The 21,051-nt window shown below is 71.7% G+C and carries 23 protein-coding genes; 15 read left to right on the top strand and 8 right to left on the bottom strand.

What is annotated here, in order from left to right:
- Positions 1 to 174: 174 nt before the first annotated feature.
- Positions 175 to 615: a methylmalonyl-CoA epimerase gene (gene mce / locus ABD347_RS22160; RefSeq protein WP_344364043.1), complete on the bottom strand. Its 441-nt coding sequence runs from the start codon at positions 613 to 615 to the stop codon at positions 175 to 177.
- A 137-nt stretch (positions 616 to 752) separates the two neighbouring features.
- On the opposite strand from mce, the gene ABD347_RS22155 reads away from it, so the two are divergent.
- Positions 753 to 1,961, top strand: coding sequence for an acetyl-CoA C-acetyltransferase (locus ABD347_RS22155; protein ID WP_344364041.1), 1,209 nt, complete (start codon positions 753 to 755; stop codon positions 1,959 to 1,961).
- 12 nt (positions 1,962 to 1,973) lie between these two features.
- A complete protein-coding gene (gene meaB / locus ABD347_RS22150) occupies positions 1,974 to 2,933 on the top strand; it encodes a methylmalonyl Co-A mutase-associated GTPase MeaB (protein WP_344364038.1) in 960 nt (319 codons plus the stop codon).
- Between the two features lie 335 nt (positions 2,934 to 3,268).
- On the opposite strand, the gene ABD347_RS22145 is transcribed toward meaB, so the two are convergent.
- On the bottom strand, positions 3,269 to 3,622 hold the full coding sequence (locus tag ABD347_RS22145; RefSeq protein WP_344364036.1) for a PepSY domain-containing protein: 354 nt from the start codon (positions 3,620 to 3,622) through the stop codon (positions 3,269 to 3,271).
- A 121-nt stretch (positions 3,623 to 3,743) separates the two neighbouring features.
- Between ABD347_RS22145 and ABD347_RS22140 the strand changes: the two genes are divergently transcribed.
- Together ABD347_RS22140 and ABD347_RS22135 are read left to right on the top strand one after the other, a co-directional pair.
- Positions 3,744 to 4,403 carry a response regulator transcription factor gene (locus tag ABD347_RS22140; RefSeq protein ID WP_344364034.1) on the top strand — a complete coding sequence of 220 codons (660 nt, stop codon included), beginning with the start codon at positions 3,744 to 3,746 and terminating at the stop codon, positions 4,401 to 4,403.
- The gene (locus tag ABD347_RS22135) at positions 4,400 to 5,758 is read left to right on the top strand and encodes a sensor histidine kinase (protein ID WP_344364032.1); all 1,359 of its coding nucleotides are present in this window, start codon (positions 4,400 to 4,402) and stop codon (positions 5,756 to 5,758) included. Before ABD347_RS22140 ends, ABD347_RS22135 begins: the two co-directional genes overlap by 4 nt.
- Before the next feature lie 11 nt (positions 5,759 to 5,769).
- On the opposite strand, the gene ABD347_RS22130 is transcribed toward ABD347_RS22135, so the two are convergent.
- The 4 genes from ABD347_RS22130 to ABD347_RS22115 all read right to left on the bottom strand — a co-directional run bounded on the left by ABD347_RS22130 (position 5,770) and on the right by ABD347_RS22115 (position 8,441).
- On the bottom strand, positions 5,770 to 6,246 hold the full coding sequence (locus ABD347_RS22130; protein ID WP_344364029.1) for a MarR family winged helix-turn-helix transcriptional regulator: 477 nt from the start codon (positions 6,244 to 6,246) through the stop codon (positions 5,770 to 5,772).
- 136 nt (positions 6,247 to 6,382) lie between these two features.
- The gene (locus ABD347_RS22125; RefSeq protein ID WP_344364027.1) at positions 6,383 to 7,156 is read right to left on the bottom strand and encodes an AIM24 family protein; all 774 of its coding nucleotides are present in this window, start codon (positions 7,154 to 7,156) and stop codon (positions 6,383 to 6,385) included.
- Entirely contained in the window at positions 7,153 to 7,803 is a 651-nt protein-coding gene (locus ABD347_RS22120; RefSeq protein WP_344364024.1) for an AIM24 family protein, read from the bottom strand. Before ABD347_RS22120 ends, ABD347_RS22125 begins: the two co-directional genes overlap by 4 nt.
- On the bottom strand, positions 7,803 to 8,441 hold the full coding sequence (locus ABD347_RS22115) for an AIM24 family protein (protein ID WP_344364021.1): 639 nt from the start codon (positions 8,439 to 8,441) through the stop codon (positions 7,803 to 7,805). The genes ABD347_RS22120 and ABD347_RS22115 overlap by 1 nt, the downstream gene beginning before the upstream one ends.
- A 172-nt stretch (positions 8,442 to 8,613) precedes the next feature.
- On the opposite strand from ABD347_RS22115, the gene ABD347_RS22110 reads away from it, so the two are divergent.
- From ABD347_RS22110 to glxA, 7 genes are all read left to right on the top strand, one after another.
- Positions 8,614 to 8,958 carry a DUF3817 domain-containing protein gene (locus ABD347_RS22110; protein WP_344364019.1) on the top strand — a complete coding sequence of 115 codons (345 nt, stop codon included), beginning with the start codon at positions 8,614 to 8,616 and terminating at the stop codon, positions 8,956 to 8,958.
- Positions 8,955 to 9,248, top strand: coding sequence for an MTH1187 family thiamine-binding protein (locus ABD347_RS22105; protein WP_344364017.1), 294 nt, complete (start codon positions 8,955 to 8,957; stop codon positions 9,246 to 9,248). Before ABD347_RS22110 ends, ABD347_RS22105 begins: the two co-directional genes overlap by 4 nt.
- Positions 9,249 to 9,381: 133 nt before the next feature.
- Entirely contained in the window at positions 9,382 to 10,200 is an 819-nt protein-coding gene (locus ABD347_RS22100) for a hypothetical protein (protein WP_344364015.1), read from the top strand.
- Positions 10,197 to 10,877, top strand: a complete 681-nt coding sequence (locus tag ABD347_RS22095) for a DUF4166 domain-containing protein (RefSeq protein ID WP_344364012.1) — start codon at positions 10,197 to 10,199, stop codon at positions 10,875 to 10,877. Before ABD347_RS22100 ends, ABD347_RS22095 begins: the two co-directional genes overlap by 4 nt.
- Positions 10,874 to 11,524, top strand: coding sequence for a TetR/AcrR family transcriptional regulator (locus ABD347_RS22090; protein ID WP_344364011.1), 651 nt, complete (start codon positions 10,874 to 10,876; stop codon positions 11,522 to 11,524). Before ABD347_RS22095 ends, ABD347_RS22090 begins: the two co-directional genes overlap by 4 nt.
- A gap of 139 nt (positions 11,525 to 11,663) precedes the next feature.
- Positions 11,664 to 13,460 (top strand): glycosyltransferase family 2 protein, encoded by a 1,797-nt coding sequence (locus ABD347_RS22085; protein WP_344364009.1) that lies wholly within the window; start codon positions 11,664 to 11,666, stop codon positions 13,458 to 13,460.
- Between the two features lie 3 nt (positions 13,461 to 13,463).
- Positions 13,464 to 15,425, top strand: coding sequence for a radical copper oxidase GlxA (gene glxA, locus ABD347_RS22080; protein WP_344364006.1), 1,962 nt, complete (start codon positions 13,464 to 13,466; stop codon positions 15,423 to 15,425).
- Positions 15,426 to 15,505: 80 nt separating this feature from the next.
- Here the strand turns inward: glxA and ABD347_RS22075 are convergent, their stop codons facing one another.
- Positions 15,506 to 16,549: a glycoside hydrolase family 6 protein gene (locus tag ABD347_RS22075; RefSeq protein WP_425575735.1), complete on the bottom strand. Its 1,044-nt coding sequence runs from the start codon at positions 16,547 to 16,549 to the stop codon at positions 15,506 to 15,508.
- 159 nt (positions 16,550 to 16,708) lie between these two features.
- On the opposite strand from ABD347_RS22075, the gene ABD347_RS22070 reads away from it, so the two are divergent.
- The 4 genes from ABD347_RS22070 to ABD347_RS22055 all read left to right on the top strand — a co-directional run bounded on the left by ABD347_RS22070 (position 16,709) and on the right by ABD347_RS22055 (position 20,100).
- Positions 16,709 to 17,218, top strand: a complete 510-nt coding sequence (locus tag ABD347_RS22070; RefSeq protein WP_189551834.1) for a MarR family winged helix-turn-helix transcriptional regulator — start codon at positions 16,709 to 16,711, stop codon at positions 17,216 to 17,218.
- A gap of 53 nt (positions 17,219 to 17,271) precedes the next feature.
- On the top strand, positions 17,272 to 17,604 hold the full coding sequence (locus ABD347_RS22065) for a DUF3817 domain-containing protein (RefSeq protein WP_344363998.1): 333 nt from the start codon (positions 17,272 to 17,274) through the stop codon (positions 17,602 to 17,604).
- 74 nt (positions 17,605 to 17,678) lie between these two features.
- On the top strand, positions 17,679 to 19,379 hold the full coding sequence (gene icmA / locus ABD347_RS22060; RefSeq protein ID WP_344363996.1) for a coenzyme B12-dependent isobutyryl-CoA mutase large subunit: 1,701 nt from the start codon (positions 17,679 to 17,681) through the stop codon (positions 19,377 to 19,379).
- Between the two features lie 229 nt (positions 19,380 to 19,608).
- Positions 19,609 to 20,100, top strand: a complete 492-nt coding sequence (locus ABD347_RS22055; protein WP_344364079.1) for a GNAT family N-acetyltransferase — start codon at positions 19,609 to 19,611, stop codon at positions 20,098 to 20,100.
- 241 nt (positions 20,101 to 20,341) lie between these two features.
- On the opposite strand, the gene ABD347_RS22050 is transcribed toward ABD347_RS22055, so the two are convergent.
- A complete protein-coding gene (locus tag ABD347_RS22050; protein ID WP_344363993.1) occupies positions 20,342 to 20,968 on the bottom strand; it encodes a TetR/AcrR family transcriptional regulator in 627 nt (208 codons plus the stop codon).
- Positions 20,969 to 21,051 lie beyond the last annotated feature (83 nt).

Below are 21,051 nucleotides of genomic sequence, written 5' to 3'. Positions count from 1 at the left end.
GCGCGGTCCCATCCGTCCCCTGGTCGCAACTCTCTTGGTACGAGCACCGTTCGCCGGCGAACGGCCCCCCGGGGAATGGTGTCAGATCGAATGGCTCGACCACGACGCCGCGGCACGGCCCCGATCCGGCCCCGGCCCGGAGCCGCCCACTCTACCGGGCCAGGAATCCGGAGGTCAGTGCTCCACCGAGGACGTCCCGGCCGAGGTCACCAGTTCCGTCAGGACGCCGTGACAGTCCTTGGGGTGCAGGAAGGTGATGCGGGACCCCATGGACCCGACGCGCGGCTCGTCGTACAGGACCCGCACACCCTTTTCACGGATCGCCACGGCGTCCCCGTCGACGTCCGCCGTGCCGAAGGCGATGTGGTGGACGCCTTCGCCGTTCTTGGCGAGCCACTTGCCCACGGCCGAGTCCTCGCGGGTCGGCTCCAGGAGCTGGAGGTAGGAGGCCCCTCCGTCGGACGTCTCGTTGATCTTGAGCATGGCCTCGCGGACCCCCTGCTCCTCGTTGACTTCCTCGTGGAACACTTCGAAGCCGTACGTGGCACGGTAGAACTCAACGGTCGTGTCGAGGTCGAAACAGGCGATCCCGATGTGGTCGATTCGCGTCAGCATGGGAACAGTGCAGCGCGGTGGAGGTGGTTACGCAACGTGCGCGCCGTCACACTGGCTGCCCGGTGACCAGGACACGTACCGCTCAGTACATTGGCGGTAAACCCTCGTTCACTCCCACATCCAAGGGGCCGTGCCTCATGTCTGGAACGACCGGTACCACCTCAGTCATCGTCGCGGGCGCACGCACGCCCATGGGCCGCCTGCTCGGCTCGCTGAAGACCTTCTCGGGAGCCGACCTCGGCGGCTTCGCCATCAAGGCCGCGCTGGACCGGGCCGGCATCGGCGGCGACCAGGTGCAGTACGTGATCATGGGCCAGGTGCTGCAGGCCGGCGCCGGCCAGATCCCCGCCCGCCAGGCCGCCGTCAAGGCGGGCATCCCCATGAACGTGCCCGCGCTCACCATCAACAAGGTGTGCCTCTCGGGTCTCGACGCCATCGCGCTCGCGGACCAGCTGATCCGCGCCGGCGAGTTCGACGTCGTCGTGGCGGGCGGCCAGGAGTCCATGACCAACGCGCCGCACCTGCTGCCCAAGTCCCGAGAGGGCTACAAGTACGGTGCGATCGAGATGATCGACGCCATGGCGTACGACGGCCTCACCGACTCCTTCGAGAACATCGCCATGGGCGAGTCCACGGAGAAGCACAACACGCGCCTGGGCATCGCCCGCGAGGCGCAGGACGAGATCGCCGCCCTGTCGCACCAGCGGGCCGCCGCCGCCCAGAAGAACGGCCTCTTCGAAGCCGAGATCACGCCCGTCGAGATCCCGCAGCGCAAGGGTGAGCCGGTCGTCTTCAGCAAGGACGAGGGCATCCGCCCCGAGACCACGGCGGAGTCGCTCGGCAAGCTCCGTCCCGCGTTCGCGAAGGACGGCACGATCACGGCCGGTACGTCGTCCCAGATCTCCGACGGCGCGGCGGCCGTCGTGGTGATGAGCAAGGCCAGGGCCGAGGAGCTGGGGCTCGACTGGATCGCCGAGATCGGCGCCCACGGCAATGTGGCCGGCCCGGACAACTCCCTCCAGTCCCAGCCGTCCAACGCGATCAGGCACGCGCTGAAGAAGGAGGGGCTGGACGTCGCCGACATCGATCTGATCGAGATCAACGAGGCGTTCGCGGCCGTCGCCGTCCAGTCAATGAAGGACCTCGGGGTGTCCCCGGAAAAGGTGAACGTCAACGGCGGCGCGATCGCGCTCGGGCACCCGATCGGCATGTCCGGGGCCCGCGTCGTCCTCCACCTGGCGCTGGAGCTCAAGCGGCGCGGCGGCGGGGTCGGCGCGGCGGCGCTGTGCGGCGGTGGCGGGCAGGGCGACGCGCTGATCCTGCGCGTCCCGGGCAACGGCAAGTAAGGAGTCACGTACGTGAAGGTGGACGTCCCCGCACTGGTCGCCCAGGCACGGGAGGGCCGGCCGCGTGCCGTGGCCCGGCTGATCTCGCTCGTGGAGGGGGCGTCCCCGCAGCTCCGTGAGGTGATGGCGGCGCTGGCACCGCTCGCGGGCGGTGCGTACGTGGTGGGCCTCACCGGCTCGCCCGGTGTCGGCAAGTCGACGTCGACGTCGGCGCTGGTCAGCGCGTACCGGCGGGCCGGGAAGCGGGTCGGTGTGCTCGCGGTCGACCCGTCGTCGCCGTTCAGCGGCGGCGCGCTGCTCGGTGACCGGGTCCGGATGTCCGAGCACGCGTCGGACCCGGGGGTCTACATCCGCTCGATGGCCACGCGCGGCCACCTGGGCGGGCTGGCGTGGGCCGCTCCGCAGGCCATCCGGGTGCTCGACGCCGCCGGGTGCGACGTGGTGCTCGTCGAGACGGTCGGCGTCGGGCAGTCGGAGGTGGAGATCGCCTCGCAGGCCGACACGTCGGTGGTGCTGCTCGCGCCCGGGATGGGCGACGGCATCCAGGCCGCGAAGGCGGGCATCCTCGAGATCGGCGACGTGTACGTCGTCAACAAGGCCGACCGGGCCGGTGCCGACGCGACGGCGCGCGAACTGAACCACATGCTGGGGCTCGGTGAGTCGCGTGGCCCGGGAGACTGGCGGCCGCCCATCGTGAAGACGGTGGCCGCGCGGGGCGAGGGTGTCGACGAGGTCGTCGAGGCGCTGGAGAAGCACCGCGCGTGGATGGAGGAACGGGGCGTCCTCGCGGAACGCCGCCGCGCGCGGGCGGCGCACGAGGTCGAGACGATCGCGGTCACCGCCCTGCGGGAGCGGATCGGCGACCTGCACGGCGACCGCCGCCTGGAGGCGCTCTCGGAGCGCATCGTGGCGGGCGAGCTCGACCCGTACGCCGCGGCGGACGAACTGGTGGCGGGCCTGACGGGCCGGTAATCCCGGCCGGGTCGGCGCCTGTGCCTGCGGCGCGGGGTGGTTCCTGCCGGTGGGCAAGGTCGGGGCCCCCGGGCTCACCTCCTCGCCGTACGCCACACAGTTTCTCGCCGTGGCGAGATCCGGCCCGCAGACGGCATACGACCGGGGTGGGGCCGTGCAGGGTCGCCCCCGCAGGGGTTGGCGGCAACGGAAGGGCTCCCCAACAGGGAACCCAAGGCCGCCGGCCCCGAGGAGGCGAGCCCGGAGGGCCACACCCCACCACCCACCGGCCAGAGGCTGGGCCCGAGGGAAGCAGCGGGCCGCGGGCCCCGGGGAGGGGCGCCCGGGCGGGGCCGTCAGTCGTCGTCGGAGCCGTCCGACGCGTCCGACGCGTCCGACGCGTCCGACGCGTCCGACGCGTCCGAGGTGTCCTGCGTGGCCTTCGCCGTCCGCGCGTCGACCGTCCACTCCTGGGTCTTGCCGTCCTTCGTCAGGAGCTCGACGTCCCAGGACCGCTGGGCGTCGTCGTCCAGGTCCAGGGAGAGCACCGTGCCGTGGGGGGCGACCGCCTTCAGGGCCTGCTCGGCCGTCACCTTCGGGGCCTTGGCCACCGGGGCGTCGCCGTCCGACGCGGAGGCGAACGCGGCCGCGGTGCCGCCGGTGAGCAGGGCCGCCGCGGTGACCGTGGCGATGATGACGTTGCGCTTCATGGGTGGGGCCTCCGGTTGAGGTCGTGCGGTCCGTTACGGCCACCACGGTGCCTCCGGCTCGCTGAACGCGCGCTGAAGGCGGCTGAAGGGTTCTTCAGGTTCCGTTTGGGACCCTGAACGCATGCGCCTGTTGATCGTGGAGGACGAGAAGCGGCTCGCCCTGTCGCTGGCGGCCGGGCTGCGGGCCGAGGGGTTCGCCGTGGATGTCGTCCACGACGGACTGGAAGGGCTGCACCGGGCGGGTGAGGGATCCTACGACCTGGTGGTGCTCGACATCATGCTGCCCGGGATGAACGGGTACCGGGTGTGCGGCGCGCTGAGGGCGGCCGGGCACGACGTGCCGATCCTGATGCTCACCGCGAAGGACGGGGAGTACGACGAGGCCGAGGGCCTCGACACGGGTGCCGACGACTACCTGACCAAACCGTTCTCGTACGTGGTCCTGGTGGCGAGGGTGAAGGCCCTGTTGCGGCGCGGCGGGGGCTCCCCGTCACCGGTGCTGCGAGTGGGCGCGCTCACCGTGGACACGGCCGGGCGCCGGGTCCGGGTGGGGGAGGAGGAGGTGGCCCTCACCACCAAGGAGTTCTCCGTGCTGGAGGAGCTGGCCACCCGGGCCGGACAGGTCGTGTCGAAGACGGAGATCCTGGAGCACGTCTGGGACTTCGCCTACGAGGGCGACCCGAACATCGTCGAGGTGTACGTGAGCGCGCTGCGGCGGAAGCTGGGGCCGGGGGTCATCACGACGGTCCGCGGGGCCGGGTACCGGCTGGAGCGGCGGTGACTTCCGTACGCGCGCGGACCGCGCTCGGGGCCACGTTCGTGGTCGCCCTCGCCCTGGTGGTGGCGGGGGCGGCGCTGCTGGGGGTGCTGCGGGGCAACCTGGTGGACCAGGCGGGGCTCCAGGCGGAGGTGTCGGCGCGCTCGGTGGCCTCGCAGATCGCCGACGGCACGCCGTTCGCCGGGCTGGACCTGCCCGACGACACCGAGGAGCACCCGGTGCAGGTGGTCGACGGGGAGGGGCGGGTGGTCGCGGTGGGGGAGGACATCCAGGCTATCGCGGGGACCGGGAGCCCCGGCACCAAGGCCGTCGCGGGGGGTGCCGGGGGCGGCGAGGTGTCGGAGGACGCGGACCACTCGACGGGGGAGGTCACCGTCGACGGTGAGACGGCGACGTACCGCTTCGCCGCCGTCGAGGTGGGCGGGGTGACCGTGTACGCCGGGGCGCCGCTCGCCACCGAGGAGGCGACGGTCGCGGGTGTGCGTGACGCGATGCTCGCCGCGCTGCCGCCGCTGCTGCTGGTCGTGGGCGGCGTGACGTGGCTGGTGACCCGCCGGGCGCTGAAGCCGGTCGAGGGCATCCGGCGGGAGATGGCGGCGATCACGGCGTCGGAGGACCTGTCGCGGCGGGTTCCGGAGCCGGCGACGCGCGACGAGGTGGCGCGGCTGGCGCGGACGACGAACGAGACGCTGGCGGCGCTGGAGGGGAGCGTGGAGCGGCAGCGGCGGTTCGTCGCGGACGCGTCGCACGAGCTGCGCAGCCCCATCGCGAGCCTGCGCACCCAGTTGGAGGTCGGCGCGGCGCATCCGGAGCTGCTGGACGTGCCGGGGGCGGTCGCCGACACCGTACGGCTGCAGCAGCTCGCGGCCGACCTGCTGCTGCTGGCCCGGCTGGACGCGGGGGAGCGGCCCGGCCGGGGGCGGGTCGACCTCGGCGCCCTGGTGAGGGAGGAGGCCGCCCGGCGGACGGGCGACCGGGTACCGGTGCGGGTCGAGGCGGTGGAGGCCGAGGTCGAGGTCGACGGGTCGCGCGGGCAGCTGGCGCGCGTGCTGGGCAACCTGCTGGACAACGCCCAGCGGCACGCGGAGACGGCCGTGGCCGTGAGGGTGCGCCGCGAGGGCCGGCACGTCGTGCTCACCGTCGCGGACGACGGGGCCGGCGTGCCGGAGCCCGAGCGGGAGCGGATCTTCGAACGGTTCGTCCGCCTCGACGACGCCCGCAGCCGCGACGAGGGTGGCGCGGGGCTGGGGCTGGCCATCGCCCGTGACGTGGCGGTGCGTCATGGCGGCACGCTCCGGGTCGGGCGTGCGCCGTCGGGCGGGGCGCTGTTCGAGCTGCGGCTGCCGGGGGGTGGGTGAGCCGCGGGCCGTTACGGTTTGCCGCGCAGGCCCCGGAGCTGTTCGGCCACGGGCGTGAGGGACTGGCGCAGGCCGTCCAGGGCCTCGGGGCTCAGCAGGTCGATGAAGTGCTTGCGCACCGAGTCGACGTGGTGGGGGGCCACCTTCTGCATGGTCTCCATGCCCTGCTCCGTCAGGACCGCGTACAGCCCGCGCCGGTCGGACTCGCAGTTCTCCCGGCGGACCAGGCCCGCGTTCTCCATGCGGGTGATCTGGTGGGAGAGCCGGCTCTTGGACTGGAGGGTCGCGGCGGCCAGGTCGCTCATGCGGAGGCGGCGGTCGGGCGCCTCCGAGAGGTTGACCAGGATCTCGTAGTCGTTGTTGGTCAGGCCGAATGGCTGGAGGTCCTTCTCCAACTGGTACGTCAGCAGCCTGTTGACGTCCAGATAGGTGCGCCAGGCGCACTGCTCGGCATCGGTCAGCCAGTTGGTGGCCGTCTCGGTCTCCATATATGGATTCTACCTAAGAAGTTGAATTCTGGACGGTTTTGGTCGGTGACGCCGGCCTCTCCGGCCCCCCGTCCTCGCGTCCGTACCGGGTCAAGGGTGCGTACGTTCGAGGGCGTCACACTCCGCAGACTACCGCTCACAGCCCGAAGCGACGCTGGAGGTCCCCCAGCTGTCCGGGAAGGCGCGGTGCGGACCCGTGCTGACCTTGGCCGGATCCCGCCCCAGGCACCCCCGGCTCGTGCGGCACCGCACCCGTCCCCGGGTCCGGCATCAGCGCCTCCGTCGACTGGAGCAGCACCGTCCCCGCCCCCACGAACTCGAACTGGTGCTCCTCGCCCGACGCCCCGCCGATCCCCGTCAGCGCCCGGAGGCCGCCCATGACGCCCGTCATGTAGCCGTGGTCGTAGTGGTGGCAGGGCGAGGGGCAGTCCGCCCAGCCCACCAGGGCCTGCGGATCGACCCGCAGCGGCGGCTCCATGAAGACCACCGGGCCGTTGGAGGCGGCGACGAACTTGCCGGTGCCGAGGAGGGTGAGGAAGCCCGGCACGATCGACTGCTTCAGCGCGAGGGACGGCTGGTAGGCGAGGAGATTGCCGGCGCGGATGGTGAGGTTCCCGTCCTCCAGGTCGAAGGAGTTGACGTCGAAGGCGCGGTCCGCGAGCAGCATCTTGCCGCTGCCCTCCGCCACCACCCAGTCGCTCGCGTGCAGCGGGGAGTGGAAGCTCGACCGCACCAGCCGGTCCAGGCGGCCGTGGCCGATGCCGTTGAAGTCGATGCGCCCGTAGTAGGCGATCATCTTGCCCTTCTGCAGGAACCACTGAGAGCCCTTGAGCTCCACGCAGAAGGTGTACGCGTCGACGTTGTCGTCGCTCGGCAGGGTCGAGGGGTCGTGGATGACGGGCGTGCTCACAGCTTCTCCTCCGACGCCTGGACGTACACCGCACCGCTTCCGCTGAGCTCCAGCTGGAACGCCTCGCCGGAGCCGCGCCCCACCATGTCGCGCCAGCCGAGCGCGGTGGACAGCTTGTTGCGTACGTCGCCGTGGTGGGCCACGTAGGCCTGCGGGTCGACGTGCACGGGGCGGCCGGGGGTGATGGGCAGTTCGATCACCCCGCCGTGGGCCATCACGGCGACCGCGCCGTGGCCCTTGAGGGTCGTGGTGAACAGGCCCTGCCCGGTCACCTGGCCGCGGACCATGCCCATGACGCCGCCCTGGGAACCCATGAACATGGTGCCCTGCTGGAGGGTGCCGTCGAAGGCGAGCAGGCGGTCGGCCTCGACGTAGAGGGTCTCGCCGCTCAGGTTGACGACCTGGATGTGGTGGCCGCCGTGCCCGAACATCACCGTGCCGCTGCCTTCCACCGTCATCAGCGGGGTGGCCTCGTCGGCGACGCGACGGCCGATCATCGACATGACGCCACCGTGACCACCCGCCGTGTTCGGCGTGAAAGTGACGTCACCGCGGTACGCCAGCATCGCGCCACGCTGGCTGAACATCTTCTGCCCCGGGGAGATGGCCGCCTCGACCACCTTGGAGTTGACCTCGCGGAACGGCATCAGACGTCCCCTCCGACCGTGTTGCGCTCGCTGGGCTGTACGTACACGAGGCCGTCGCCCTCGAAGCGGATCTGGAACGCCTCGCCGCCGCCCTCGCCGATCAGCGTGCGGAAGGTCACACCGGACTGGAAGTTCTGCCGGAGGTCGCCCTGGTGGGCGACGTACGCGCCCGGGTCGACCGACAGCGGGTACTGCGGCGTGACGCGCAGCACCACGGCCGGGCCGTCCGACATGATCGCGGCCTGTCCGGTGCCCTCGACGGTGGTGGTGAACAGCCCGGTCCCGGTCGCCCCGCCGCGCAACCCGGTGAAGCTGGTGCCGGTGCGCAGCCCGGCGTCGGCGCAGAGGAGGTTGCTGGACTCCACGTACAGCTTGTCGCCGTGGAGGGAGACGAGGTTGATCTCGGAGGCGCGGTCGGCGAAGTAGCAGGTGCCCTGCCCCTTCACCTCCATCATTTCCATCTGTTCGCCGGTGAGGCGGCGGGTGACCATCCCGCGGATGCCCTCACCGCCACCGGACATCTTCTTGAAAGCCATCTGGCCGTCGTACGCGACCATCGAGCCGTTCTTCGCTCTGACGGCGTCGCCGGTCATGTCGACGGCGAGCACTTTGCTGCCTTGGAGTCGGAACATTGCCACGCCATGACGGTAACCGGTGGCCGGGGGCGCAGACAGGGCCCTGCGGAGGATCAGGACCCTGATAAAGAGCACGCCCCGCCGCCTGTCACAATGAGCGGGTCGCTTGTGCATCCATTCACAAGATCGGTGCGCGGGCGACAGTCGACCCGACCGACGCCGAAGGTGCTGCCCCGTGGACATCAAGACCGCCGCTTCCCTCCACCGCCTCCGACTGGTCTCCGCCCCGGAGGCCGTGTCGTTCATCCTGCTGCTCGTCTGCTCGGTACTGAAGCGCACGACGGAGTTCAACGCGGTCCCGGTCATGGGCGCGATCCACGGTGTGCTCTTCGTCCTGTACGTGCTCCTCTGGGCGGACGCCTGGAACCGCACGAAGTGGGACCTGAAGACGGCCGCGCTCTACTTCGTCCTGTCCGTCCTGCCGTTCGGCGGCTTCTACGCGGACCGCAAGCTCAAGCGCGCAGCCGACGACGCCGTCATCGCCTCCCGGGCCCGTCGCGAGGGCACGGTGAGCGCGTGATCGTCGCCTTCTCCGTCACACCGCTCGGCGTCGGCGAGGAGGTCGGCGAGTACGTCGCGGAGGCGGTGCGGGTGGTCCGCGAGTCGGGTCTGCCGAACCGTACCGACGCGATGTTCACCTCCGTCGAGGGCGAGTGGGACGAGGTCATGGACGTCGTCCGGCGAGCCGTCGCCGCGGTGGAGGCCCGCGCCCCGCGCGTCTCGCTCGTCCTGAAGGCCGACATCCGGCCGGGCGTCACGGACGGCCTGACCGCCAAGGTCGAGACGGTGGAGCGCCACCTCTCCGCCTGACACGTGCTCATCAAAACCCCCGGCCCGCGTGGCCGGGGGTTCTGTACGAGGTCACTCTTGAGCGACTGCTCAAACAGCGGTAGGTTTCCGTTGAGCAGACGCTCAAAAGCGTTCCGGCCCGGGGGGTGTCGTCATGGGGCTCTACGTGGAGACGCGTATCCGCGCCGACATGGAGACCGTCTGGCGGCGCACCCAGGACCCGTCGCGGCACCAGCGGTGGGACCTCCGGTTCACGGAGATCGCCCCCCTGCCGGACGTGCCCGGCCGGCCCCGGCGGTTCCGGTACGCGACCCGGGTGCTGCCCTTCCTGACCGTCGCCGGCACCGGTGTCTCCGCGGGGGAGTGCCACCGGGCCGGCGGCGAGCGGGTCTCGGCCCTGAGGTTCGCCTCGCCCGATCCGCTCTCGCTCCTCGCCGAGGGCAGCGGCTACTGGCGGTACGTCCCCACCCCCGACGGTGTCCGCTTCCTGACCGGCTACGACTACCGGCCGCGCTGGGGGCGGTTCGGCGCGACGGCCGACCGGCTGGTGTTCCGGCCGCTGATGGGCTGGGCGACCGCCTGGTCCTTCGACCGCCTGCGGCTCTGGTGCGAACAGGGCGTCAGCCCGGCCCGCTCGCTGGTCCACGCCCTCGCGGAACTGGCCGTGCGGATCCTCGCCGTCACCGTCGCGGTCCTGGCCTGCCTGTGGGCGGTGTGCCCGGTGGCCGTCGCGGAGGCGGTCACCCTCGGCGGCACCGCGGGGACCGTGCCGGCCGGCGCCGAACCGCCCGGCGGGGCCGCGGGCCCGCTCGCCGGGCTCACCGGGCTCACCGGGCTCGGCGCCGCGGCGCTCGCCGCCGTGGCCCTGCTCGCCCCGCCCTCGCCCCGTACCCCCGCGGCCAGACGCTGCCGCCGCACCCCGCCCGCGCGCACCGCGGCGCCCGCCGTCCTCGCCACCCTGGAGCACCCATGACCTCGATCTTCGCCCGCGCCATGGGCGACGACTTCCAGCGGCTCCACCCCCAGCTGCGGCGGCGCTTCTCGGTCGGCCTCGACAGCGGCGAGATGTGCGTCGGCCGGGGCGTGATGGACCGCGTCTGGCACGGACCGGCCTTCGTCAAGCCGTTCCTCGCCCTCGCCGGCACCCGCAACATCCTCGTCCCGCGCACCGGCCGGAACGTCCCCTTCACCATCGAGAACGTCCCCTACACCGACGCGTACGGCCGCGAGACCGTCACCTTCGTCCGCACCTTCGCGCTGCCCGGCGGCCCGCGCCGCTTCGACGCCACGATGGTCCACAGCCCCGAGCGCGCCTGCGTGCTCGACTACCTCGGCACCCACCAGCACCTCGCCAGTGACCTCCACCTGAGCGCCCGGCCCGACGGCTCCCTGCTCATCCGCTCCGGGGAGCACCGCTTCCGCGAGGGCCGGATCGACGTGCGCGTACCGGAACTCATCGGCGGCGACGCCGAGGTGCGCGAGTCCTACGACGACGCCACGGGACGCTTCCGCGTCCGCGTCCGCGTCACCAACCGGTACGCCGGTCCGCTCTTCGGGTACGAGGGGTCGTTCACCGCCCACTACGCCGACGTACGCTCGCACGGGGTGCGGGCCGGGCTGCGCCCGGTACGCGAGGAGATGCGGGCGTGAACGCGGAGGCCAGGAGCCAGGAGACCAAGGTCAAGCTGCTGGAGGGAGCCCTGCGCACCCTCGCCGAGCAGGGCATCGCCAAGACCTCCGCCCGCGCCGTCGCCGCCGCCGCGGGGGTCAACCAGGCGCTGGTCTTCTACCACTTCGGCTCCGTCGACGAGCTGCTCGCCGCAGCCTGCCGTCACGGCGCCGAGCAGCGCGTCGCCCGCTACCGCGACCGCCTCGCCGGGGTGGGGAGCCTCGCGGAGCTGCTCGTCCTCGGCCGCGAGCTGCACGCCGAGGAACGTGAGGCGGGCAACGTGGCCTTCCTGGGCCAGCTGCTCGCCGGCGCCCAGACCCAGCCGCGCCTCGCGCCCGCCACCGCCGCGGGGCTCGACCTGTGGATCGACGAGATCGAGAAGGTCCTCGCCCGGGTGCTCGCCGCGACCCCGCTCGCCGGGTTCACCGACAGCGCGGGGCTCGCCCGGGCCGTGGCCGCCTCGTTCGTGGGCCTGGAGCTGTACGAGGGCGTCGACGCCGACGGCGCCCGGCGGGCCCTCGCCGCGCTGGAGCAGCTGGCCGCGCTGGTCACCGTCCTCGACGAGCTGGGCCCGCTGGGCCAGCGGGCGGTACGGCACCGGCTGCGGCGGACCACCGGGCGCGGCTGACGGCGGCGCCCGGGCCCCGGGCGCCGCCGCCAAACCGTCCCCCGCGCAGAAGAACCCGCTCGGACGCCTCCGGTCGACATGTCACCAGTTCTCCCTTTTTGTAGGGGGTATAGCGACCCGCTCGACAGCTGGAGGCACCGTGCGGCCGGAAGGCTACGACTACGACACCTACAGCCGTCTCGCCGGCCCCCTGACGGAACCGGACCGGACGGCCTATCAGGTCCAGTACCGCAGCCTGCTCTCCGGGGAACCGCACCGAATACGCGCCATCCTGCTGATGACCCTCGCCCCGGTGCTGTCGGCGGTGCTGCTGGCCTACCTCGTGTGGCCCACCCACTGGACCGACCGCGAGGGCGGCGAGCGGTGGCTGGTCAGGTTCGACGCCGTGATGCTCGTGTCGATCGGGCTCATCTGCCTGTTCATGCTGGTCAACGTGGTCTCCATCGCCCACGCCACGATGGTCGCCCGCGACCCCGTGCCCGTCGTCCCCCAGAAGGGCACCCGGGTCGCGTTCCTCACCACCTACGTCCCGGGCAAGGAACCCCTCTCCATGGTCCGCTCCACCCTCGAAGGCGCCGTACGCGTCACGCACGACGGACGGCTGGACGTGTGGCTGCTCGACGAGGGCGACGACGAACAGGCCAAGGCGCTCTGCCGGGAACTGGGCGTACGCCACTTCACCCGGGCGGGCGTGCCCGCCTGGAACCGTCCCCGGGGTGTCCACAAGGCCAGGACCAAGCACGGCAACTACAACGCCTGGATCGCGATGCACGGCGACGACTACGACTTCTTCGCCTCCGTCGACACCGACCACGTGCCGCTGCCCAACTTCCTGGAACGGACCCTCGGTTACTTCCGCGACCCCGACATCGCCTTCGTCGTCGGCCCCCAGGTGTACGGCAACTACACCTCGCCCGTCACCAAGGCCGCCGAGTCCCAGCAGTTCCTCTTCCACGCCCTCATCCAGCGTGCCGGCAACCGCTACCGCGCCCCCATGTTCGTGGGGACCAACAACGTCGTACGCGTCGGCGCCATCAAGCAGATCGGCGGGCTGTACGACTCGGTCACCGAGGACATGGCCACCGGCTTCGAACTGCACCGCACCGTGAACCCGCGCACCGGGCACCTCTGGCGGTCCGTCTACACGCCCGACGTCCTCGCCGTCGGCGAGGGACCGGCCTCCTGGACCGACTTCTTCACCCAGCAACTGCGCTGGTCGCGCGGCACGTACGAGACCCTGCTCAAGCAGTACTGGAAGGGGTTCTTCCGGTTGCCGCCGGGCCGGCTGCTCAACTACACCCTGATGCTCGTCTACTACCCGATGACGGCCGTCAACTGGTTCCTCGGCGTCCTCTCCTGCTTCCTGTTCCTCTGGTTCGGCGCCTCCGGCACCCAGGTGTCGACCTCCGTGTGGCTGATGCTCTACAGCGACGCCGCCGCCCTCCAGATCGGCCTCTACCTGTGGAACCGCCGCCACAACGTCTCACCGCACGAGCCGGAGGGCTCCGGCGGACTGGCCGGCATGGCGATGTCCGCGCTCTGCGCGCCCATCTACCTCAAGTCGCTGTCCTCGGCCCTGCTGCGCACCCAGGGCCGCTTCGTCGTCACGCCCAAGGGCGGCGAGGCGAGCCCCGACCGGCCGGCCACCTTCCGCATCCATCTGTACTGGGCCGCCGTACTCGCCGCCTCGCTCGTCGCCTCCGCCGTCCTCGACCACACCCACGCGGCCATGCGGACCTGGGCGGTGCTCGCCCTCGGCGTCTCGCTCGCCCCGGTCGGCGTCTGGGGCTGGGGCCTGCTCCAGGAGCGCCGCGTCCGCGCCCGTCTCCGGGCCCCGGAGCCGAAGTCCGCCGTGGTGGTGGCGAAGACGAAGGTCACCCCGAAGGCCGGCGACGAGCCGGAGCCCGCGTTCGCCACGACGACAGGAGGGAACTGACCCATGGCCTACCGGCCGTCGAAGAAGCTCAAGAAGACCCTGCTGGGTGGTGGAGCGGTGGTCGTGCTCGCGGGGCTGAACGCGCCGGCCGCACTGTCCTTCGCCGAGGAGAAGTACCACGCGTACAAGATCTCCCAACCCGGCTACAAGGCCGCGTACGGTTCCTGGCAGCAGCTCGACGTCCCCGACGAGTTCCGGCTCAACGCCATCCACGCCGCCCTCCTCCACACCGGCAAGGTGCTGCTGATCGCGGGCTCCGGCAACAACCAGGCGAAGTTCGACGCGGGCACGTTCGACACCATCCTCTGGGACCCGGCCAAGAACACCTTCAAGAAGATCCCCACCCCGGAGGACTTCTTCTGCGCGGGCCACAGCCAACTCCCCGACGGGCGCCTCCTGGTGGCGGGCGGCACCGCCCGCTACGAGGTCCTCGACGGCGAGGTGAAGCGCGCCGGCGGCGGTATGCGTGTCAAGAACGAGAGCCCCGACAAGGCCATCACCCTCAAGAAGGGCACCGTCTTCCGGTCCCCGTCGGGGGTCGAGTACGTCTCCAAGTTCGATGTGACGGTCCCCAAGGCCAAGCGCGAGTTCAAGATCTCGTACTTCAAGAGCGGCCAGATGAAGCCCTGGGAGACCAAGGTCACCGCCGCCGAGGCGCGGGTCTTCGTCGAGGCGAGGAAGGAAGGCCCCAAGGCCCTGACGACGGAGGCCGCCCAGTACAAGGTCCTCGGCCTCAAGGGCAAGGACGCCGGCAACGTCTACGGCATCGCCCAGAAGCTCACCACCGAGAAGCAGGACTTCCAGGGCATCAAGGCGGCGTACGAGTTCGACCCCAAGGCCGAGAAGTACGTCCCCGTCGCCCCCATGAAGGACGCCCGCTGGTACCCCACCCTGGTGACCCTCCAGGACGGCAAGGTGCTCGCGGTCTCCGGCCTCAACGACGTGGGCGACGTCGTACCCGGCGACAACGAGATCTACGACCCGAAGACGAAGAAGTGGTCCAAGGGCCCGTTCCGCTACTTCCCCACCTACCCGGCGCTCTTCCTCACCCAGGGCGGCAAACTCTTCTACACCGGCTCCAACGCCGGCTACGGACCCGCCGAGAAGGGCCGCGTACCGGGCCTGTGGGACCTGAAGAAGAACACCTTCCAGGAGATCAAGGGCATCACCGACCCCGACCAGCTGGAGACCTCCGCGTCCCTGCTGCTGCCCCCCGCCCAGGACCAGAAGCTGATGGTGCTCGGCGGCGGCGGGGTCGGCGAGTCCGAACTGTCCACCGCCCGGACCGCGCTCATCGACCTCAAGGCGGCCACCCCCACCTTCCGCACGGGCCCCTCGCTGCCCCAGGGCACCCGCTACCTCAGCAGCGTCCTCCTCCCCGACGACACCGTCTTCACGACCGGCGGGTCGAAGCAGTACCGGGGCCGCAGCGGCAGCGACATCTACAAGGCGCAGTTCTACGAGCCGGGGACCGACTCCTTCCGGGAGGCCGCCGAGCCGACCGTCGGCCGCAACTACCACTCCGAGGCGCTGCTGCTGCCCGACGGGCGGGTGGCCACCTTCGGCTCGGACCCGCTGTTCAGCGACAAGGACAACACCAAGCTCGGGACCTTCGAACAGCGTGTGGAGATCTTCACCCCGCCGTACCTGCACGGCGGCGGCGCCGAGGCCAGGCCGGTGCTGGGCGAGGGCCCCGAGGAGCTCGACCAGAACGGCCGGGCGACCTTCCGCACCAAGGACGCCGCCCGCATCACCAAGGCGCGGCTGATGCGGCCCAGCGCGGTGACGCACACGACCGACGTGGAACAGCGCTCCATCGAGCTGGGCCTGACCAAGGGCAAGGACGCGGTGACGGTCGAGGCGCCGCAGGACCGGACCCTGGTGCCGCCCGGCTGGTACATGCTCTTCGTGGTGGACAAGGACGGCCGGCCGTCGGTGGCCAAGTGGGTGCGGGTCGACGACTGACCCGGGTCGCCCCTTGGCGCGGCGGGCGAGGCCCGGCGTGACGGAGTCACCGCCGCGCGGCGGGGGCGGGCGCCGGGCCGTCAGCCCTTGGCGCGGCGGGCGAGGCCCAGGGCGTACTCGGGCCACCACGTCCCGGCGGCCGGGCCGCCCCGGCAGGTGCCGTCCGACTCGCCGGGGCGCTTGATCCACAGGTAGGCGTCGGCCCGCGCGTCGCCGGTGCTCTCGGTCGGCGGCGTGCCCAGCGCCCGGCCGGGCGGGTTGCACCAGGCCTCCTCGCCGTCGCCGGGGAGCGGTCCGGCGCCGTTGCGGCTGGTGTCGATGACGAAGTGCGAGCCGCCCAGGAGCGCGGAGAGCTCGGTGCCGAAGGCGGTGACCGCCGGAGTGGTCTGGAAGTTCGACACGTTCAGCGAGAAGCCGTCCGCCTTCTCGATCCCGGCGCGCCGCAGTGGCTCCACCAGCTTGCCCGCGTCCTTGATCCAGGCGGGGTTGCCCGCGTCCAGGTACACCTTGGTGCGCGGCTGCCGCTTGAGCCGGTCCACCGCCTCGGCGAGCAGCCGATAGCGCTCCTCGTGGTACTGGGCGGGTGTGCAGCCGTCCACCACGTGCGGCACGGCGTCCGGCTCCAGGACGACGACGGCGGGCGCGTCACCGACGGCCTCGGCGAACGAGCCGATCCACTCCCGGTACGCCTCCGCGCTCGCCGCGCCGCCCTTCGAGTACATGCCGCAGTCGCGGTGCGGGATGTTGTACGCCACGAGGACGACCGTCCGGTTCTTGGGCGCGGCGTCCCGCACGGCCCGCCGGATGTCGGCCACGGGGTTGTTCCACAGGGGCCACAGGGCGGTCGGCCGTTCGGAGATCCGCCGCAGCACGGTGGCCTCCTCGGTGCGGCCCTGGGCCTTGTACTCCTTGACCTGGCGGGCGGCGGCGCTGTCGGGGTCGACCCAGAACGGCGAGCCGTTGGCGGGCGCGCTGCGGCCCACGGGCTCCTGGGCGGGCTGCTCACCGCCCGTGGGGGCGCCCGGGCCGCCGGGCAGGCAGCCGGTGGCGGCCAGGGCGCCGGCGGACAGCGCGGCCACGAATGGAAGGCGGGTACGTGCGCGGAACGGTCTGCGGCCGGACATCCAGCCCCCTCGTGTGGCTGCGAGCTACGGACGGACGAGTTGGGCAATCGTGACATAACCGGCATCTGGTATCCGGTTGCGACACCTCGCGGTGGCGGTGGGGGACCGAACCCCGAGACAGGGCTGACCAGCATGTGACCAGTCGGTAAGGTCGACGGCGTGCCGAAGCCGCTCAGTCTCCCGTTCGACCCCATCGCCCGCGCCGACGAGCTCTGGCAGCGCCGCTGGGGGCCCGTCCCCTCGATGGCCGCCATCACCTCGATCATGCGCGCGCACCAGATCCTGCTCGCGGAGGTCGACGCGGTGGTCAAGCCCTACGGCCTGACCTTCGCCCGGTACGAGGCGCTGGTGCTGCTCACCTTCTCCAAGGAGGGCGAGCTGCCGATGTCCAAGATCGGCGAGCGGTTGATGGTCCACCCGACCTCGGTGACGAACACGGTCGACCGGCTGGTTCGGTCCGGTCTGGTGGCCAAGCGCCCCAACCCCAACGACGGGCGCGGCACCCTCGCCTCCATCACGGACAAGGGCCGGGAGGTCGTCGAGGCGGCGACCGCGGACCTCATGGCGATGGACTTCGGCCTGGGCGCCTACGACGCGGAGGAGTGCGCCGAGATCTTCGCGATGCTGCGTCCGCTGCGGATCGCGGCGCACGACTTCGAGGAGAAGTGACGGCGGGGTCCCCGCGCGAAGATCGCCCGGAACGGCCGGTTACGCTCAATGCCATGAAGAGGAGCGTGCTGACCCGCTACCGGGTCATGGCCTATGTGACCGCCGTCATGCTGCTGGTGCTCTGCACGTGCATGGTGTTCAAGTACGGGTTCGACATGGGCGAGGACGTGACCTTCATGGTCTCCCAGACCCACGGCGTCCTCTACATCATCTACCTGGTCTTCGCCTTCGACCTGGGCTCCAAGGCCCGGTGGAAGTTCGGCAAGCTCCTGTGGATCCTGCTCTCCGGCACGATCCCGTTCGCCGCCTTCTTCGTGGAGCGCCAGGTCGTCCGGGACGTCGAGCCGCTGCTCGCCGACGCCGCCCCGGTCACCGTCAAGGCCTGACCCGAAGGCCGTGCGCCACGCGTACGGCCTTCAGCCATCGACATTTACTAGGACGTCCTAGTAAATTCGAAGGTATGGACGCTGACGCCATCGAGGAAGGCCGCCGACGCTGGCAGGCCCGCTACGACGCCGCGCGCAAGCGCGACGCCGACTTCACCACGCTCTCCGGCGATCCCGTGGAGCCCGTCTACGGCCCCCGGCCCGGTGACACCTACGACGGCTTCGAGCGGATCGGCTGGCCCGGTGAGTACCCCTTCACCCGAGGCCTGTACCCGACCGGCTACCGGGGCCGCACCTGGACCATCCGCCAGTTCGCCGGCTTCGGCAACGCCGAGCAGACCAACGAGCGCTACAAGATGATCCTCGGCAACGGCGGTGGCGGCCTGTCCGTCGCCTTCGACATGCCGACCCTCATGGGACGCGACTCCGACGACCCGCACTCGCTCGGCGAGGTCGGCCACTGCGGTGTCGCCATCGACTCCGCCGCCGACATGGAGGTCCTGTTCAAGGACATCCCGCTCGGCGACGTGACCACCTCCATGACGATCAGCGGCCCCGCCGTCCCCGTCTTCTGCATGTACCTGGTCGCCGCCGAACGGCAGGGCATCGACCCGGGCGTCCTCAACGGCACCCTCCAGACGGACATCTTCAAGGAGTACATCGCCCAGAAGGAGTGGCTCTTCCAGCCCGAGCCCCACCTCCGCCTCATCGGCGACCTGATGGAGCACTGCGCCCGGAAGATCCCGGCGTACAAGCCGCTCTCCGTCTCCGGCTACCACATCCGCGAGGCGGGCGCGACGGCCGCGCAGGAGCTGGCCTACACGCTGGCCGACGGCTTCGGCTACGTCGAGCTGGGGCTCAGCCGCGGCCTGGACGTCGATGTCTTCGCGCCCGGCCTGTCCTTCTTCTTCGACGCGCACGTCGACTTCTTCGAGGAGATCGCCAAGTTCCGCGCCGCCCGCCGCATCTGGGCGCGCTGGATGAGGGACGTCTACGGTGCCAGGAGCGACAAGGCGCAGTGGCTGCGGTTCCACACGCAGACCGCCGGTGTCTCACTCACCGCGCAGCAGCCGTACAACAACGTCGTGCGCACGGCCGTGGAGGCCCTCGCGGCCGTCCTCGGCGGGACGAACTCGCTCCACACCAACGCCCTCGACGAGACCCTCGCCCTGCCCTCCGAGCAGGCCGCCGAGATCGCCCTGCGCACCCAGCAGGTGCTGATGGAGGAGACCGGCGTCGCCAACGTCGCCGACCCGCTGGGCGGTTCCTGGTACGTCGAGCAGCTCACCGACCGCATCGAGGCCGACGCCGAGAAGATCTTCGACCGGATCAAGGAGCGTGGTCTGAGGGCCCACCCGGACGGGCGGCACCCCATCGGGCCGATCACCTCCGGCATCCTGCGCGGTATCGAGGACGGCTGGTTCACCGGCGAGATCGCCGAGTCCGCCTTCCGCTACCAGCAGGCCCTGGAGAAGGGCGACAAGCGGGTCGTCGGCGTCAACTGCCACCACGGTTCCGTCACCGGCGACCTGGAGATCCTCCGGGTCAGCCACGAGGTGGAGCGGGAGCAGGTCCGGATCCTCGGCGAGCGCAAGGCGCGCCGTGACGACGCGCGCGTACGGACCGCGCTGGACGGGATGCTCGCCGCCGCGCGGGACGGCGGGAACATGATCGAGCCGATGCTGGACGCCGTACGGGCGGAGGCGACGCTCGGCGAGATCTGCGACGCCCTGCGCGACGAGTGGGGCACCTACACGGAGCCCCCCGGCTTCTAGACCGGACCGCGTCCCCCCTCCCCGTACCGGTCCCGGGCTCGCCGTCCGGGGGCCGGTACGCGGGGGCGTGCGCGCCGGTACGCGGGAGCGTGCGGGCCGTTCGCGCCGCCCCTCCCGTACGGGCCGGGCCGCTGCCGCCCGATGAGGCGCCGCCCGCCCGGTTCGTACGCGTCCGTGGAAAACCCGACTGCGCCGCCGGGCCCGGGCGCGGCATGCTGGACGGATGCAGATCAGCATCAGGGAAGCCACCGCCGACGACTGGCCCGCCATCCGGCCCTTCTTCCACAAGATCGTCGCCGCCGGTGACACCTTCACGTACCCGACCGACCTGGGGGAGGAGGAGGCCCCCGGCTGGTGGCTCCTGGCCGCCCCCAACCGCACCGTCGTCGCGGTCGACGACGGGACCGGCGCGGTCGTCGGCACGGCCAAGATGAACAACAACCAGGGCGGCAACGGCGCGCACATCGCCAGCGCCAGCTACATGGTCGACCCCGCGCACGGCGGCCGGGGCGTCGGGCGGGCGCTCGTGGAGTACAGCCTTGAGTGGGCGGGCGAGCACGGCTTCCGGGGCATGCAGTTCAACGCGGTCGTCGAGACCAACGTCCACGCGGTACGGCTCTACGAGCGGCTCGGGTTCCGCGTGGTCGGCACGGTCCCGGAGGCGTTCCGCCACCCCACGGAAGGCTATGTGGCGCTGCACGTCATGTACCGCCCCCTGTAGGGAGCGTCGGGCGGAACAGGGCGCCGCCCCGCCCGAGGCCGGCCCGGGCGGCACACCTGCGGCCGCGGCCCCGGCCCGGTGGAAGCGTTCTGAGGCGTGCGGGAGCCGGGCCCGGCGCGGCTGCGCCCCTCCGGGCGGTGAGCGGGCGGGCCGGCGGCCCGGGACGTCCCGGGCAGGAGGGTCCGCCGGGTACGCCGGAGCGGATCGCGGACCACCCGCACCTCCTCGCCGCCGGCCGCTGTCAGGCCTGAGCGGCCGCCGACAGTCCCCCCAGCAGCAGCGCGGTGAAGCGTCGGACCCACTCGGCGTCGACGGGTTCGGCGCTCACCAGCGCCCGGTGGACCACCGCGCCGGCGATCACGTCGAAGATCAGGTCGTCGGTCCCGGTGGCGGACGCCGGGCCCTCGGGCAGCTCGCCACGGGCCTGGGCGCGCCGTCGCCCCGCGAGGACCAGCCGTTTCTGCCGCTCCACGATCGAGGTGCGGATCCGTTCGCGCAGCGGCTCGTCGCGGGTGGACTCGGCGACGACGGCCATCAGCGCCGTCTTGGTCTCGGGGCGTTCCAGCAGGGCCGCGAACTGCACCACCACGCCCTCGATGTCGGCCGTCAGGCTGCCGCGGTCGGGCAGTTCCAGCTCGTCGAAGAGGACGGCGACGGCGTCGACGACGAGCTCGTTCTTGCCGGCCCAGCGCCGGTAGAGGGTCGTCTTGGCGACCCCCGCGCGGCCGGCGACGTCACCCATCGTCAGCTTGGACCAGCCCAGCTCGACCAGGGCGGCCCTGGTCGCCTCCAGTATCGCGGCGTCGGCCTCCACCGAGCGCGGGCGGCCGCCGGTGCGCCTCGGTGAACGGCTGGAGCTACTGCACATGACGCTCGACCATACCGGCGAGTACGCCCCGTGTTACCCGCCCGTATGTGTGAGGCAGTTCACCGGGGGGCCCGGGCCCCGGA

The sequence above is a fragment of the Streptomyces gobitricini genome, assembly GCF_039532985.1.
Lineage (GTDB): Bacteria > Actinomycetota > Actinomycetes > Streptomycetales > Streptomycetaceae > Streptomyces > Streptomyces gobitricini.
Note: the sequence above shows the minus strand (reverse complement) of the source record. Positions and strands in the feature narration are given on the sequence as shown.